Origin of the sequence: Amycolatopsis mongoliensis (assembly GCF_030285665.1) — a bacterium.
GTDB lineage: Bacteria > Actinomycetota > Actinomycetes > Mycobacteriales > Pseudonocardiaceae > Amycolatopsis > Amycolatopsis mongoliensis.
On the sequence record NZ_CP127295.1, the window covers coordinates 7,602,521 to 7,617,612 of the forward strand.

Genomic DNA, 15,092 nt, shown 5'->3' on the forward strand with positions numbered 1-15,092 from the left:
ACCGTTTCGTGCCTAGTTTCGGGAGGTGCTCGTTTCGGTGAACCTGCGCCCGCACGCCAGCCTCGGCCGCGTCCTCGACGACCTGGGCGGCACCCTCCTGGACCTCGTGCTCGGGGACTTCGACCGGCCCGGCGGCATCGGCGGCGTCGCCATCCACGACCCCCTCGAAGAGCCGGCGCTCCCGCAGCACGCGCTCGTGCTGGGCGTCGGCCTCGCCGAGCCGGACGAGGTGGTGCGCCAGCTGCGCACCCTGGCCCGTCACGACGCGGCCGGGCTCGTGCTGCGCGCGCCGGTCACGGTGACCGAGGCGATCACCGCCGCCGTGGAAGAGACGGGCGTCGCCCTGCTGAGCCTGGCCCGCGGCGCGTCCTGGGCCCAGCTCGCCGCGATGCTGCGGTCGCTGCTCGCCGAGGGCGACGTCGGCGACGCCGAGCCCGAGACGCTCGCCGGCCTGCCCTCGGGCGACCTGTTCGCCGTCGCGAACGCCATCGGCGCGCTGATCGACGCGCCGGTGACCATCGAGGACCGGCGGTCGCGCGTGCTCGCGTTCTCGGGACGGCAGGACGAAGCCGACCCGTCGCGCGTCGAAACCATCCTCGGGCGGCAGGTCCCCGAGCGGTTCGCCCGGATGCTGGCCGACCGCGGGGTGTTCCGCGAGCTCTACCGCACCGACCAGCCGGTGTACGTCAACCAGCCGGAGGAAAGCCTCGACGGGTTCACGATTCCCCGCGTCGCCGTCGCGGTCCGGGCGGGCGACGAGGTCCTCGGCTCGATCTGGGCCGCGGTGCGCGAGCCGCTGACGCCCGACCGGACGCGGGCGCTGCGCGACGCGGCCCGCCTGGTGGCGCTGCACATGCTGCGCGTCCGGGCGGGCGCCGACGTCGAACGCCGGCTGCGCGCGGACCTGCTGAGCACGGCACTCGAAGGCGGGGCCGCCGCGCGGGAGGCGCTGAGCCGGCTGGGGCTGGCCGACCAGCCGGTCGTCGTGGTGGCGCTGGCGGTTCTCGAGCAGGGCGCCGAGGACGCCGAGATCGCGACCGAGCGGCAGCGTCTCGCCGACGGCCTGGCGATGCACCTCAGTGCGGTGCACCCGCGCTGCGCGGCGGCACTCGTCGGCGACACCGCGTACGGGCTGGTGCCGGTGACCCGCGACGCCGACGGTGAACGGCGTGCGCTGCGGATCGCGAAGGACTTCCTGGACCGGGTGGGCGACCGCGTCCGGGCGGTGATCGGGATCGGGCCGGTGGCGCGCAGCGCGGCCGACCTGCCGGAGGCGCGCGACAGCGCGGACCGGGCGTTGCGGGTGCTGCGGTCGGGGAGCGGCGCGGGCCGCCGGGTGGCGTTGCTGGCCGACGTGCACGTCGAGGCGCTGCTGCTGGAGCTGCAGGACCTGGTCGCCGCCCGCGGCGATCGCCCGACCGGTCCGGTCGCGCGCCTGCTGGACTACGACGAGCAGCACCACGCCCACCTGGTCGAGACGTTGCGAGCCTGGCTGGACGCCTTCGGCGACGTCATCGCCGCGTCGGCGGCGGTCCACGTGCACCCCAACACGTTCCGGTACCGCCTGCGCCGGCTCGCGGAGGTCGGCGGCTTCGACATGACCGACCCGGAAGCGCGCTTCGCGGCCATGCTCCAGCTCCGCGTGGTGGCCCCACCCGCTCCCTGACCGTGCGCCAAAAGGGGTCACGCGTGTCTGGAGGGGCATCACCGCGATGCCCGCTCAATCACACGTGATGCCCCTCCGGACACGCGTGATGCCTCTCGGATCACGCGCATCGACCGGCGTGGTTGTCCGAAATGTCGGTGATTAACTGGCGGTTGAGCATTGATACTTGGTGAGTTACCTACTTTCGACCGGTGTGCGACACCTTCGGGGCATGTGAACCTGCACGGACTTCACGTCAGGTGATCAAGCTTCCACGGAGGTGTACCGGGTGTCACGCAAACGGGTCATCGCAGGGACGGCGGCGGTGAGCGCGGCCGTCGTCGCGGTGTCGCTGGCCACGACCGGCTCGCCGGCCGACGCGACCATCGCGCAGCCGTCGATGCGCGCGCTGAACTCCCTCGCGATGCCGTTCGGCAGCGTCGTGCGGTCGCAGCAGGAGATCGGCGGCGTGCCCGTGTTCGGCGGCCAGCTGATCCAGCTCCGCGACAAGGCCGGCGCGGTCCTCGCGACCCACGGCCGCACCACGAAGAAGACGTCGGGCGCGTTCCCGGCGAGTGCGACGGGCGCCGCGGACGCCGCCATTGCGGACGTCGCGAAGCGCACCGGCCTGCCTGCGGCACAGCTCAAGGCCGACGCGCCGCGCGCGTACTGGTACGACGCCACGCTCGGCGGTGCGAAGGGCGACGGCGTCGCCGTGCCGACCTACCAGGTCACCGTGCACGGCAAGAAGCTCGACGACAAGTGGACCGAGGTCGTCAAGGCCGGCACCACCGACGTCCTGACATCGTGGTCCGAGGTCCGCGAGGCCAACCGCGACGTCTGCGACGCGAACCACAAGGTGGTCAGCGGCAGCACCGCGTCGGTCCGCTGCGGCACCGCCTTCGACGTCACCCGCAAGGAAGGCGGCGCCGAGTCGAGCGTCGCCGACGTCAACAACGTCTACACGTTCTTCGGCCAGGCATCGGACTTCTACCAGAAGTACGTCAGCGTCGACCTGACGAACCTGATCGGCGCGGACTACTCCGACGGCACCGGCAAGGCGCTGCGCGGCACCGTCCGGATCTGCGTCGACGGCGAGTGCCCGTTCGCGAACGCCTTCTGGGACGGCGAGCAGATGGCCTTCGGCGAGGGTGTCACCACCGACGACATCACCGGCCACGAGCTGACGCACGGTGTCACGCAGCACACGTCCGGGCTGAGCGGCGGCCAGGCCGACTCGATCAACGAAGGCCTGTCGGACGTCTTCGGCAAGTTCATCGGCATCACCTCGAACGACCCCAACGACACCGGCGACAACCGCTGGCTGCTCGGCGCGGGCTCGTCGCTGGGCGCGATCCGGAACATGAAGGACCCGCGCTCGTCGCTCTCCCCGCAGCCGGACATGGTCAACGGCCCGGGCTGGGACACGAACAACCCGGACGAGCACATCAACGACGGCGTCATCAACAAGGCCGACTACCTGATCACCGACGGCGACACCTTCAACAACCAGACCGTGCGCGGCCTCGGCCTCGACAAGGCGGTCCAGGTGTGGTGGGGCGTCGAGAACACGCTCACCCAGAGCGCGACGTTCAAGGATGTCGGCGAGGCCCTCAACTCCTCCTGCGCGGCGCTCGCCAAGGCGGGGACCGCGGGCATCACCACCGACGACTGCACCCAGGTCGGCAACGCGGTGAAGGCCACGCAGCTGGACCAGGACCCCAGCTGACCCCTGCTCGAAACCGAAGGCCACCCCGGGCGACCGGGGTGGCCTTCGGCGTCGTCCGGACGGAAAACCGGTTGGCGGCCGGGAATCCTGCCGCCTACGCTCCCGGAGTCCGAGATCGCGATGAACGAAGGGAGCCGGCCGTGCAGGTTGCCGTCGTCTCCCGTCCGCGGTCCGAGGTGATCCTCGTGTCTTCGCGCTTCCGGTGTCCGCCGCGCGGCTGACACCGCATCCGTGACGCGTTCCGTCGCGGCGAATCGCGCTGCCCTGACCGGATCGTCCACAAAGGACTGCGCCATGCGCACGCACGACCTGACCACCGTCCGCAACCTGGGCATCCTCGCCCACGTCGACGCGGGCAAGACCACCGTCACCGAACGGATCCTCCACCGCACCGGAGCCACCCACCGGACGGGCGAGGTCCACGACGGCACCACCGTCACCGACTTCGACCCGCAGGAACGCGACCGCGGCATCACCATCTTCTCCGCGGCCGTCAGCTGTACGTGGCAAGGCCACCGGCTCACCCTCATCGACACACCCGGCCACGTCGACTTCACCGCCGAGGTCGAGCGGGCACTGCGGGTCCTGGACGGCGCGATCGCCGTGTTCGACGCCGTCGCGGGTGTCGAGCCGCAGAGCGAAACCGTCTGGCGCCAAGCCGATCGCCACGGCGTGCCGCGCATCGCCTTCGTCAACAAGCTCGACCGCGCGGGCGCCGACCTCGACGCCGCGGTGGCGTCGATCCGGGCGCGGCTGCACCCGGCCCCGCTGGTCGTGCAGCTGCCGATCGGCCGCGAGGACGGCTTCACCGGCGTCGTCGATCTCGTGCGCCTGCCGGAGGGCGCCTCGGCTGAGGCGCGACGGCGGCGCCGGGCACTGGAGGAAGCCGTCGCCGAGCTGCATCCCCTGGCGCTGGAGGAGTTCTGCGCCACGGGGACCGTCTCGGCGGACACGCTCGAGAAGGCCCTGCGGGAGCTGACCCTCAGCGGTGACGGGCTCGTCGTGCTGTGCGGCGCGGCCTACCGCGACCGCGGGATCGAGCCGCTGCTCGACGCCGTCGTGGCCTACCTGCCGTCGCCGGCGGACGTCCCGCCGGTGCGTGCCGACCGGCCCGCCGACCCGGCGGCGCCCGTGGCCGCGCTGGTGTTCAAGGTCGTCGCGACGGCGACGGGACGGCTGACCTACCTGCGGGTGTACTCGGGAACGCTGCGGAAGGGGGACCAGGTGCGGGACGCGGGCCGCACCGAGCGGATCGCGCGGGTGCTGCGCGTGCAGGCCGACCGGCAGGCGCAAGTGGACAGTGCGGTGGCCGGTGACATCGTGGCGGTGGCCGGGCCGAAGGCGGCGCGCGTCGGCGCCACGCTGTGCGCGCCGGACGCCCCGGTGCTGCTGGAGCCGCCGCCGACGGCGGACCCGGTGGTCTCGGTGGCCGTCGAGGCCCGCCGGGCGGGCGACGGCGAACGGCTGACGTCGGCGTTGGCGCGGCTGGCGGAGGAGGACCCGTCGCTGGTCGTGCGGACCGACCCGGAGACCGGGCAGACGGTGCTGTCCGGCCTCGGCGAGCTGCACCTGGAGGTCGCGGTGGAGAAGCTGCGGCGCGACCGCGGACTGGACGTCGCGGTCGGCCGGCCGTCGGTCGCCCACCGCGAGACCGTGGTCCGCGGGGTCTCCGGGCTGCTGTACCGGCACGTCAAGCAGGACGGCGGGGCGGGCCAGTTCGCCCACGTGGTCCTGGACGTCGGACCGGGGGACGGCTTCGAGTTCGCCTCGGCGGTCGTCGGCGGCCGGGTACCGCGCGAGTACGTCCGCGCGGTCGAGGCCGGCTGCCGGGACGCCCTGGCCGAGGGACCGCTGGGCGGGCACCCGGTGACGGGCCTGCGGGTGGTGCTGACCGACGGGGCGACGCACCCGAAGGACTCGTCGGAGCCGGCGTTCCGGACGGCGGGACGGCTCGGCCTGCGGGAAGCGTTGCGCGCGTCGGTCCTGTGCCTGCTCGAGCCGGTGGCCGAGGTGGCGGTGACGGTGCCGGCCGACGCGGTCGGCGGCGTGCTCGGTGACCTGGCCGCCTGCCGCGGCCGGGTGGCCGGCTCGGCGGTCCGCGGCGGCACGGCGGTCGTGACGGCGACGGTCCCGGTGGCGGAGCTGTTCGGCTACGCGAACCGCCTGCGCAGCCGCACCCAGGGCCGGGGCACGTTCACGGCCCGCCCGTCCGGCTACGCGCCGGTCCCGTAGCCAGCGGCCCAGCCCAAGCGCCCCAATGTGGCGTTCGGTGCGTCCCACGCACCGAACGCCACATTGGGTGCGTCAGACGCACCCAACGCCACATTGGGGCGCTTGGTCACTCAGCCGCGGGGGACCGACTCGACTCCGGCGAGCAGGGCGTCCACGTCGGCCTCCGTCGTGTACGGCGCGATCCCCGCCCGCACCGCACCCGTGTCGCCGAGGCCCAGGTGTCGCGAGCACTCGATCGCGTAGAAGCTCCCCGCCGGAGCGTTGACCCCCTGCGCCCCCAGGTGCTCGTACACCGCCTGCGACGCGACGCCGCCGACCGAGAACAGCACCGTCGGCGTCCGGTGCCGGTCCGGCGCGCCGTACCGCGTCACTCCCGGGATCCCCGCCAAACCGGCGTCGAGGCGCGCGAGCAGCGCGTTTTCGTGGTCCTCCAAAGCGGACAAGGACTCGACCAACCGCGCCCGACGCGACCCCGCGCCGGGCACGAGACCGGCGAGGAAGTCGATCGCCGCCGTCGTGCCGGCCAGGAGTTCGTACGGGAGCGTCCCCAGCTCGAACCGCTCCGGGACGGCGTCGGTCGACGGCAGCAGCTTGTCCGGGTGCAGCGTCTCCAGCAACGACGGCGCCGCCACGACGAGGCCCAGGTGCGGGCCGAGGAACTTGTACGGCGAGCAGGCGTAGAAGTCGGCCCCCAGCGCCGTGACCTCGACCGGCGCGTGCGGGGTGAGGTGGACGCCGTCGGCGTACAGCAGCGCGCCCGCGTCGTGCACCGCGGCCGCGATCGCCGGGATGTCCGGCCGGGTGCCGAGCAGGTTCGACGCCGCCGTCACCGCCACCAGCCGCGTCCGGGCGGTCAGCAGCCCGGTGACGGCCTCCGGGGGAAGCACCCCGGTCTCCGGGTCGAACGACGCCCAGCGCACCGTCGCCCCGGCGGCCTCCGCGGCCTGGACCCACGGCCGGATGTTCGCGTCGTGGTCGAGCCGGGTGACGACGACCTCGTCGCCCGGCCCCCAGGTCTTCGCGAGCGTGCGGGAGAAGTCGTAGGTCAGCTGCGTCATGCTGCGCCCGAACACGACCCCGGCCGGGTCGGCGGCGAGCAGGTCGGCGACGGCTCGGCGCGCTTCGGTGACCACCGCGCTCGCCCGGCGTTCGGCGGCCGTGACGACGCCGCGGTTGGCGATCCCGGAGCACAGCGTGCCGGCCACCGCCTCCCCGACGACATCGGGAACCTGCGAGCCGCCCGGTCCGTCGAAGTGCGCGGCGGCCAGGGCGGGGAAGTGCTTGCGGATGGTCCGGACGTCGTAGCTCATGGCGTCAGCGTGCCAGGAACTCACCGGCCGCGGTTGCGGGCGTGGTCACGGGCCCGGCGCTCGTTGCCGTGCTTGTAGTTGCCGGTCGCGCGGGCCATCAGCAGCTGCTGGTCGTCACCGCGGTCCGCCGCGGCCAGGAAGCGCGCGGCGGCGGATCCGCGCAGCGTCCCGGCCGGGCGGCCGTGGTGGGTGATCGTCACGGTGCCGTGTTCGTCGATGCGGTAGGTGAAGCCGGTCGGTGTCCCCATCGGCCCAGGCTGGCACGGCGGGCAACCGGTTTTCCCGGGGGCGGTCCGGGGGTTTCCCGGATGGCGCCCGGGCCGCGACCCGACAGAATGCGAGAGATGATCAGAGGGGGACGAGGGGTGCGGGCCAGGCTGGGGAACGCGTACGTGCTGCTGGGCGCCCAGGCGCTGGTGCTGGTGGCGCTGCTCGTGTCGTACAACGACGGCCGGTGGCGGTTCCCCGCGTACCGCGTCGACCTGGACGTCTACCGGCTCGGGTCGGCGGCGCTGCTGCACGGCGAAGCGCTGTACGGCACGCTGCCGCCCACCGGCGACGGCCAGCTCCTGCTGTTCACCTACCCGCCGTTCGCGGCAATCGTGCTCGCCCCGCTGGCCGTGCTGCCCTACTGGGCCGCCTGTCTCGTGGTCACCGTCGGCACGCTCGGCCTGCTCGCAGGGGTGCTGGTGACGGTCCTCCGCGCGCTGGGCGCGCGCTGCGACTGGCGCCGGGTCGGGGTGCTGCTGCTGGCCGCCGAAGTGCTCGAGCCGGTCCTGCGCACGGTGTACGCGGGCCAGCTCGACCTGCTGCTGCTCGCGCTCGTCGTCCTGGACGTGCTGGTGGACACCCCGCGGTGGCCGCGTGGCCTGCTGATCGGTCTCGCCGCCGCGATCAAGCTGACCCCGGCGATCTTCCTGCTGTACTTCCTGCTCCGCCGCGACACCCGCGCGGCCGTGACCGCCGTCGTCACCTTCCTGGGCGCGACGGCGCTGGGCTTCCTGCTCGCCGGTGCGGATTCGCTGCGGTACTGGACCAGTGCGCTCTGGGACACCGGGCGCGTCGGTGAGCCGACCTACGCCGGTGACCAATCCCTGCTGGGGCTGCTCGCCAGGGCGGGGGTGCCGGCGGGCGCGCGGACCGCGTGGTGGCTGCCGCTGGTCGCGGTCGTGCTCGTGCTCACCGCGCTGGGCGTGCGGCGCGCGCTGGCCGCGGGGGAGAAGACCGTCGCGCTCGGCGTGAACGCCGTCGGCGGGCTGCTCGTCTCCCCGATCTCGTGGACGCACCACTGGGTCTGGGCCGTGGTCGTGCTGCTCGGCTGGGCGGAGCTGGCTCGCCGCGCCCGCCGGCGTGGGTTCGCCGCCGTGGCCGGGGTGGGCGCCGCGCTGTTCGTCGCCGGCCCGCAGTGGTGGTGGCCGCGCGGCGGCGAGGTCGAGCGGGACTGGAGTTTCCTCCAGCAGCTGACCGGCAACGGCTACGTCCTTTTCGGACTCGCGGTGCTGGTCACGGCGGTGCTCGTGCGGTTCCCGCGGCCGGCCGGCGACCTCAGCGGCGCCGTTCCGGCCGGCGCCACAGCCAGCCCGCTCCGAGGATGAGCATCCCCGTGCCGAACGCCAGCGCGAGGCAGATCCCCGCGGTGTTCAGCGGCAGCGCGTCGGTGACCGCCCGCGGCAGCGGCAGCAGCCCGGCGAGGCCGACCACGGCGTAGCAGGCCCCGGCGACGACCAGGAACCGGGCGGCCGCGCGCGGGGAGCGGGTGCAGAACACCGCGGCGGCGCCGGTCAGCAGGTGCACCAGCGTCCACGCTCCCGACACCGCGAAGACCCCGAACAGCGCCCGCGCGGACCCTTCGCCGACCGTGACCCCCGGCATCAGCTCGAACGCGCCCAGCATCAGGAACAGCAGGCCGATCAGCATGCCCATGCCCTGCACGGGGGCGGGCCCCCGCTTGGGCATCCGGGTCTCGGGTTCGGTGGCCGTCATGCTTTCCGGATTCCCCGTGCGGCCCCGTTTAATGCATCCGTGCGGGGTTGTTCCCGGGCCGGCGGGGTAACCGGGGCGCGATCCGACCGCCGACGAGGAGCTGACGATGACCGAGTACCGCCACACCGCGACCGCCGACGTCCCGGCCGACGAGCTGTTCGCCTTCCTGAGCCACCCCGAGAACCTGCCGCGGTACTTCCCGGACATGAAGGTCGCCGAGCCGAAGGGCGGCGACAGCGTGCACGTCGAGGCCGAAGTCCACGGCAAGCGGGTCGCGAGCGAGGCGTGGCTGCACACCGACACCGCGAACCGCTCGCTGTCCTGGGGCGCGGAAGGTCCCGACGACTACCACGGCGAGCTGCGGATCGCCGAGAACGGCCCGGCGTCGTCGGAGATCACCGTGACGCTGCACAGCGTCCGCGAGGCCGGCGGCGGCGAAGTCCAGCAGGGCCTCGAGCGCACGGTGGCCGCGATGACCCACGCGGCAAGCGCCGACGTCGAAGCGGCCGAGACTCAGGGCGGCTGGTCCTCCTAGTGTCGCGCGTTGCAGGTTGTTTGCCGTTCGAGGTGTCGGGAGCCTGCGCCACGAGACCCCGGCCCGTGCAGCCCCTCCCGCGACGACATGAATGAGTCATTCACCTCGTCCGGCGACATGAATGACTCATTCATGTCGTCGGACCAGCCGCCGCGACCCTCGGCAGATCCAGGTCCGCTGCACCCGATGCCACCTTGGCGCGCAGGGCCCGGGCCGCTGTCGACGAACCTCAGACGCGCGACACTAGGTGGTGTCCGGGGACCTCGCCCGGTCCACCCCACCCGACGTGGCAATCTCGATAGATCGTCTAGCGACCGTAGAATGACCGGGTGGAAGACAGCGTCGCGTTCCGGGTGAACCTCGCCCTGCGGGAGCTGCTGGCGCTCGCCCATGACGTCCAGCTGGCGCTGGCCCGGCGCCTGGACCTCGGCGCGACCGACGTGCAGGCCCTGCAGCACCTGGCGTCGGGTACGCCGATGGGCACCGTCGACCTGGCGCACGCGCTCAAGATCCGCTCCGCGTCGGCGACGGTCCTGGTCGACCGCCTCGAGGCCGCCGGTCACGTCCGCCGCGACCGTCACCCCAGCGACGGGCGGCGGATCACGCTGGTCATCGCCGATGCGGCCCGCGCCGAGGTCCGCGCGGCGCTGGCGCCGCTGATCGACGCGGTGACCCGGCTGACGGAGGAGCTGGAGCCCGGGCAGGCCGAAGTCGTGGCGAAGTTCCTCGGCGACACGACGCACGTGCTGCGCACGTACGCGGCCGAGCCGCGCTAGGTCGTCATGGCCTCGCGTGGTAGGCCGCGAGGACGTCGTCGAGTGGGCCGTGCTCGCGGATCCGGCCCCCGTCCATCCAGAGCGCGGTGGTGCACAGTGCCCGCAGCAGTTCGTCGGCGTGTGAAGCGAACACCAGCGCTCCGGCGCGGCGGGCGAGGTCCACGAGCCGCCCGCGGGCCTTGGCGAGGAACGCCGCGTCGACCGCCCCGAGCCCCTCGTCGAGGATGAGGATTTCGGGGTCGATGGTGGTGACGACGCCGAGGGCGAGCCGGACCCGCATGCCGGCGGAGTAGGTGCGCAGGGGCAGGCGCAGGTAGTCGCCGAGCTCGGTGAACTCCGCGATGTCGTCGACGCGCTTCTCCATCTGCCTGCGGGTCATGCCGAGGAACAGGCCCCGGATCATGATGTTCTCGAGGCCCGAGACCTCGGGGTCCAACCCCACGCCGAGGTCGAACACCGGCGCGATCCGGCCGACGACCCGGGCACTGCCCCGGGTCGGCTCGTAGATGCCGGACAGCAGCCGCAGCAGCGTCGACTTGCCGGCGCCGTTGTGCCCGACCAGGCCGACCCGATCGCCGTCGCCCATCGAGAGCGTGATGTCCTGCAGCGCCTCGATGACCGGGACCTTCGCTTCGGTGCCGATCCGGCCGCCGGCCTTGCCGAGCACCTGTTTCTTGAGTGACCGGGTCTTGGCGTCGAAGATCGGGAAGTCGACGTACGCGCCCTGGACTTCGATGCTCACCATGCTCGCCCCTCTCGGCGCCAATATGCGAATGCAAGTTATCATTCGCATCTGGAGGGGGTCCGGGGATGGGAGGTAACGTGCGGCCGGTGAGTCACACCGTCGAGCCCGGTTTCCGTCCACCCCAGCAGGCTCGCAGCCGGGAGTCGCTGCAGAAGGTGCTGGCCGCCGCCGAGCACGTGCTGGCCGCAGGCGGCCTCGAAGAATTCACCGTCGGGGCGGTCGCCGAGCGGGCGGGGATGTCGGTCGGGGCGATCTACAGCCGGTTCTCGGGCAAGGACCAGCTCCTTTACGCCGTGAAGGACCAGCTGCTCGGACGCCTCGAGACCGGCGTCGGCGAAGCACTCCGCTCGTCAGCGCCCGGGCTGCGCGAGCTCGTCGGCGCGTTCACCCGTGCGCTGGCGAACACATTCTCGGGTCACGACCGGATCTTCCCGGAGCTGCTCGACGGTCAGCGGGCCGACGGGCGCGATCGCGGCCTTCAGGCATTGGCCGCGGTGCAGCAGGCGCTCGTCGAAGCCGTGCACCCGTTCCTCGAGCAGGTGCACCGGCCCGACCCCGCGCTCGCGGTCCGGACGACCGCGCGGACCATCATCGGCTCCTGCGTGCACCGCGCCGCCACCTGCCGGTTCTGGCCCGACGAGCTGACCTGGAGCACGTGGGCCACCGAGACGACCGAGATGGCGCTCGCCTACCTGACCCCGCGCGACGGCTGAGCGAGCGGAGCCGCCCGAAGCGGGTTAGCGTTCCGGCCATGCGAGACGAGCCCGCGCTCTGGCTGTTCGCCGACCAGCTCGGGCCCCACTTCCACAGCACCTCCGGGCACCGCGACCGCGACGTGCTGCTCATCCGTTCGGCCGCCGCCTTCGCCGCGAAACCGTTCCACCGGCAGAAACTGCACCTCGTCCAGGCCGCGCTGTACCGGCTCGCGGCCGACCTCGGCGACCGCGTCACCCTCGTCGACGCTCCCGACTACCGCACCGGCCTGCGGCGGTTCGGGCGGCCGGTCGTCGTGCACGAACCAGCGCCGCACGCGGCCGATGCCTTCGTCCGGCGGCTGCGCGACGAAGGCCTCGTCACGGAAATCCTGCCGACGCCCGGGTTCTTGCTGTCCAAAGAGGACTTCGCCGCCTGGGCCGACGGCCGCACGCGGTTCGTCATGGAGGACTTCTACCGTGACCAGCGCCGGAAGTTCGGTGTGCTGCTGGAGCCGGACGGCGAACCGGCCGGCGGGCGGTGGAACCTCGACGAGGAGAACCGGCAGCCGCCGCCGAAGACCACCCGGCTCGACGTGCCCGCGCCCTGGCACCCGCGGGAGAACGAGATCGACGACCGCGTCCGCGCGGAACTCGACGAAGCCGAGCGCGCGGGGAAGATCCACCCCGTCGGCGTCGACGGCCCGCGGCGGTTCGCCGTCGGGCACGACGAAGCGAGCCGTGCCCTGCGCCGGTTCCTGGACCACCGGCTGCCTGCTTTCGGGCCCCACCAGGACGCGATGCTCACCCACGACTGGGCGATGGCGCACGCGCTGCTTTCGGTGCCGCTCAACCTCGGTCTGCTCGACCCCCGCGACGTCGTGCGGCGGGCCGAAGAGCGGTACCGGGCCGGCGCCGCGCCGCTGAGCAGCGTCGAAGGGTTCGTCCGGCAGGTGCTCGGCTGGCGCGAGTGGGTGTGGCACCTGTACTGGCACCAAGGGCCGGAGTACCTGCGGCGCAACGCGTTGCAGGCGCGCCGGAAGCTGCCGGACTGGTGGCGCTCGCTGGACGCGGACGCCGTCGAAGCCGCCTGCCTGCGGACGGCGCTCGCCGGAGTGCGCGACCGCGGCTACGCCCACCACATCGAGCGCCTGATGGTGCTCGGCAACCACGCGCTGCAGCGCGGCTACGACCCGGCCGAGCTGACCCGCTGGTTCGCCACCGCCTTCGTCGACGGGTTCCCGTGGGTGATGCCGGCGAACGTGATCGGCATGAGCCAGTACGCCGACGGCGGGCTCGTCGGGACGAAGCCGTACGCCTCCGGTGGCGCCTACATCAACCGGATGAGTGACCATTGCCCCGGTTGCGTCTTCGACCCGAAGAAGCGGACGGGGCCGGACGCGTGCCCGTTCACCGCCGGGTACTGGGCGTTCCTCGACCGCAACGCCGGCCGGTTCCGGGACAACCCCCGGATGCGGCAACCGTTGCGGGGCCTGGAAAGGCTTGCGGACCGTGACGAAGTCGTCGCCCGGGAGGCCGACCGCCGCCACTTCTGATTTCACTCCATTGTGTGGCTAGCCGGGCGGCCAATGCTCTTTTACGGTGATGCCCTCCCTTTCCCCGGCGAAGGCGATCCTCCGTGCCCGACGCAGACCAGCGCGCTGGCGTGCTGTCCAAGCGCGCTCTCGTGACCGCGTCCCACGCCGTCGAGCGCGCGGCGCTCGCCGACGGGACGGGCGCCGACACCGTGGTGTTCGCACTCTTCCAGCGGTTGCCGTACTTCGAACGGGAACGCGAGATGTACGCGCGGATCGCGCGGAAGGCGGCCGTCACGGTCGTCGGCATGGTCGACTCGGGCCGGCCCGACCTCCCGCACGGCGTCACCCCGGTGCTGCTGCGCCCCGACGAGCCGATGGCGCGGGAGTGGTCGGTCGCCGTGCTGTCGCCGACGTTCGGAGCTTCCGTCGTCGCGCAGGACCTGGACGAGATCGACCCGCGGGCGTCGTCGGTCGAGCGGGCGCGGCTGTTCCGCGGCCGCTGGGGGCTGCGCCGCGACGAGGCCTACGCGGAGGTCGTCCGGCTCCGCGACGCCATGGGCGACCGGCTGCCCCCGGCGGTGCGGCGGAAGGTCGGCGAGGTCCTCGCGTCGGTGGAGGCTCCGGCGGCGGTCGACGTCGAGAGCCGGGCCGAAGCGGCCCTGCGGCACGTGGCGGCCCGGCTGGACGAGGCACGGGCCTCGGCGCCGGTCGTCCCCGGCCCGGCCGTCGACCCGGACACCGGTCTCGACACCCTCGCGGGCATCACGCGGTGGCTGGGCGACGCGACCGACACGGTGCCGCTCGGGCTGGTGCTGGTCGCGGTCGACGACCTCGCCGCGGTCGAGCGGCGGCACGGCACCCGCGTCCGGATGCACACGGAGCAGAACATCGCCGACCTGCTCCGCGGGGGACTGCGCCCGCTCGATCGCGCCGTCCGGCTCGGGCCGGGGGAGTTCCTGGTGATCCAGCCGTCGGTGCCGGCGGCGAAGCTGACGTCCCGCAGCCACCACCTGGAGCGGCGGCTGGCGGCGCTGCACGCGACGTACCCGTTCGTGGACCTGCACCCCCGCACGACGACACTGCTGACCCGCCGGCGCCCGCTGCCGCTGCAGAAACTCCGAGCCCAGCTGCGTGAGGTCCCGGCGGTGATGCTGTGGCCGCCGAGCCAGGGGTCGCTGCCGATCCCGCCGGAGCCGCAGGGGCTGGTGCTGCGCTCGGGGGCGGGCGCCTGGTTCCGCTGACGGCGGCTCCCCAGGTTCGGGTGCCGCCCGTGGGCGAAGAGTCCACAAGCGACGCCACGCCGATGGCAGCCCGTCCTGGCGACTGTATAACGATCTATACGTCCGGCCATTGTTCCGTGGTCCTGACGCGGCGCAGCACCGAACCCACGGCAACGACCGCGAAGAGGCCGACAGCGACACCCGCCGACACCTGCACTCCCGCGGTACATGCCGTCCGCGCGGCCGCGAGAAGGGAGTCGGCCGCCGGCAGTCCTCGCGCCGCCGCTTCCGCCTGGGCGGGCCCGGCCCGTGCAGCCCCCGGCCGCGATGCAGTGAATGACTCATTCACCTCGTCCGACGACATGAATGAGTCATTCATGTCGCCGGACCAGCCGCTGCGAGCCTCGGCAGATCCGGGTCCGCTGCACCCGGCGCCACGGTGGCGAGCAGGGCCGGGCCGCTGTCGACGAACCTCGGACGCGCGACACTCGCCGCCGTGCCCGGCTAGTGTCGCGCGTCTGTTGTTCGTCGACGGGCGGTGTCGTGAGTGAGAAACTGTGTTCTAACCCTGTTTCGCACTCACGACCAGCCGCGGCAGACCCGCGTACCGGCGCGCTCCCCGGCCAGGTCTGCGCGGGCCCGGTCCCTCCTGACGGTGGCAGCCGCCTCAAGCGTCAAACAACCTGC

Annotated in this window: 13 protein-coding genes; 9 read left to right on the forward strand and 4 right to left on the reverse strand. The window is 73.0% G+C overall.

The window, feature by feature from the left end; all coding sequences use genetic code 11:
• Positions 1 to 25: 25 nt before the first annotated feature.
• The 3 genes from QRX60_RS36560 to fusA all read left to right on the forward strand — a co-directional run bounded on the left by QRX60_RS36560 (position 26) and on the right by fusA (position 5,606).
• Positions 26 to 1,666 (forward strand): PucR family transcriptional regulator, encoded by a 1,641-nt coding sequence (locus QRX60_RS36560; protein WP_285996010.1) that lies wholly within the window; start codon positions 26 to 28, stop codon positions 1,664 to 1,666.
• A gap of 268 nt (positions 1,667 to 1,934) precedes the next feature.
• Positions 1,935 to 3,374, forward strand: coding sequence for a M4 family metallopeptidase (locus QRX60_RS36565; RefSeq protein WP_285996011.1), 1,440 nt, complete (start codon positions 1,935 to 1,937; stop codon positions 3,372 to 3,374).
• 294 nt (positions 3,375 to 3,668) lie between these two features.
• Positions 3,669 to 5,606, forward strand: coding sequence for an elongation factor G (fusA, locus tag QRX60_RS36570; RefSeq protein WP_285996012.1), 1,938 nt, complete (start codon positions 3,669 to 3,671; stop codon positions 5,604 to 5,606).
• A 110-nt stretch (positions 5,607 to 5,716) separates the two neighbouring features.
• Here the strand turns inward: fusA and QRX60_RS36575 are convergent, their stop codons facing one another.
• Both QRX60_RS36575 and QRX60_RS36580 read right to left on the reverse strand, forming a co-directional pair.
• Complete coding sequence (locus QRX60_RS36575; protein WP_285996013.1) at positions 5,717 to 6,916, reverse strand: cysteine desulfurase-like protein; 1,200 nt, start codon at positions 6,914 to 6,916, stop codon at positions 5,717 to 5,719.
• 20 nt (positions 6,917 to 6,936) lie between these two features.
• Positions 6,937 to 7,164: a hypothetical protein gene (locus tag QRX60_RS36580; RefSeq protein WP_285996014.1), complete on the reverse strand. Its 228-nt coding sequence runs from the start codon at positions 7,162 to 7,164 to the stop codon at positions 6,937 to 6,939.
• Positions 7,165 to 7,260: 96 nt separating this feature from the next.
• Here QRX60_RS36580 and QRX60_RS36585 point away from each other — a divergent pair, with 96 nt between their 5' ends.
• Positions 7,261 to 8,511, forward strand: a complete 1,251-nt coding sequence (locus QRX60_RS36585; RefSeq protein ID WP_285996015.1) for a glycosyltransferase 87 family protein — start codon at positions 7,261 to 7,263, stop codon at positions 8,509 to 8,511.
• On the opposite strand, the gene QRX60_RS36590 is transcribed toward QRX60_RS36585, so the two are convergent.
• Complete coding sequence (locus QRX60_RS36590; RefSeq protein WP_285996016.1) at positions 8,462 to 8,899, reverse strand: DUF4383 domain-containing protein; 438 nt, start codon at positions 8,897 to 8,899, stop codon at positions 8,462 to 8,464. The genes QRX60_RS36585 and QRX60_RS36590 overlap by 50 nt on opposite strands.
• A 106-nt stretch (positions 8,900 to 9,005) precedes the next feature.
• Here QRX60_RS36590 and QRX60_RS36595 point away from each other — a divergent pair, with 106 nt between their 5' ends.
• On the forward strand, positions 9,006 to 9,434 hold the full coding sequence (locus tag QRX60_RS36595) for an SRPBCC family protein (RefSeq protein ID WP_285996017.1): 429 nt from the start codon (positions 9,006 to 9,008) through the stop codon (positions 9,432 to 9,434).
• A 329-nt stretch (positions 9,435 to 9,763) separates the two neighbouring features.
• Positions 9,764 to 10,210 (forward strand): MarR family winged helix-turn-helix transcriptional regulator, encoded by a 447-nt coding sequence (locus tag QRX60_RS36600; RefSeq protein ID WP_285996018.1) that lies wholly within the window; start codon positions 9,764 to 9,766, stop codon positions 10,208 to 10,210.
• A gap of 4 nt (positions 10,211 to 10,214) precedes the next feature.
• On the opposite strand, the gene wzt is transcribed toward QRX60_RS36600, so the two are convergent.
• On the reverse strand, positions 10,215 to 10,955 hold the full coding sequence (gene wzt / locus QRX60_RS36605; protein ID WP_285996019.1) for a galactan export ABC transporter ATP-binding subunit Wzt/RfbE: 741 nt from the start codon (positions 10,953 to 10,955) through the stop codon (positions 10,215 to 10,217).
• 86 nt (positions 10,956 to 11,041) lie between these two features.
• Between wzt and QRX60_RS36610 the strand changes: the two genes are divergently transcribed.
• From QRX60_RS36610 to QRX60_RS36620, 3 genes are all read left to right on the forward strand, one after another.
• Entirely contained in the window at positions 11,042 to 11,668 is a 627-nt protein-coding gene (locus tag QRX60_RS36610; RefSeq protein ID WP_285996020.1) for a TetR/AcrR family transcriptional regulator, read from the forward strand.
• 38 nt (positions 11,669 to 11,706) lie between these two features.
• The gene (locus tag QRX60_RS36615) at positions 11,707 to 13,203 is read left to right on the forward strand and encodes a cryptochrome/photolyase family protein (protein WP_285996021.1); all 1,497 of its coding nucleotides are present in this window, start codon (positions 11,707 to 11,709) and stop codon (positions 13,201 to 13,203) included.
• A gap of 83 nt (positions 13,204 to 13,286) precedes the next feature.
• A complete protein-coding gene (locus QRX60_RS36620; RefSeq protein WP_285996022.1) occupies positions 13,287 to 14,426 on the forward strand; it encodes a DICT sensory domain-containing protein in 1,140 nt (379 codons plus the stop codon).
• The last annotated feature ends 666 nt before the right edge of the window (positions 14,427 to 15,092 follow it).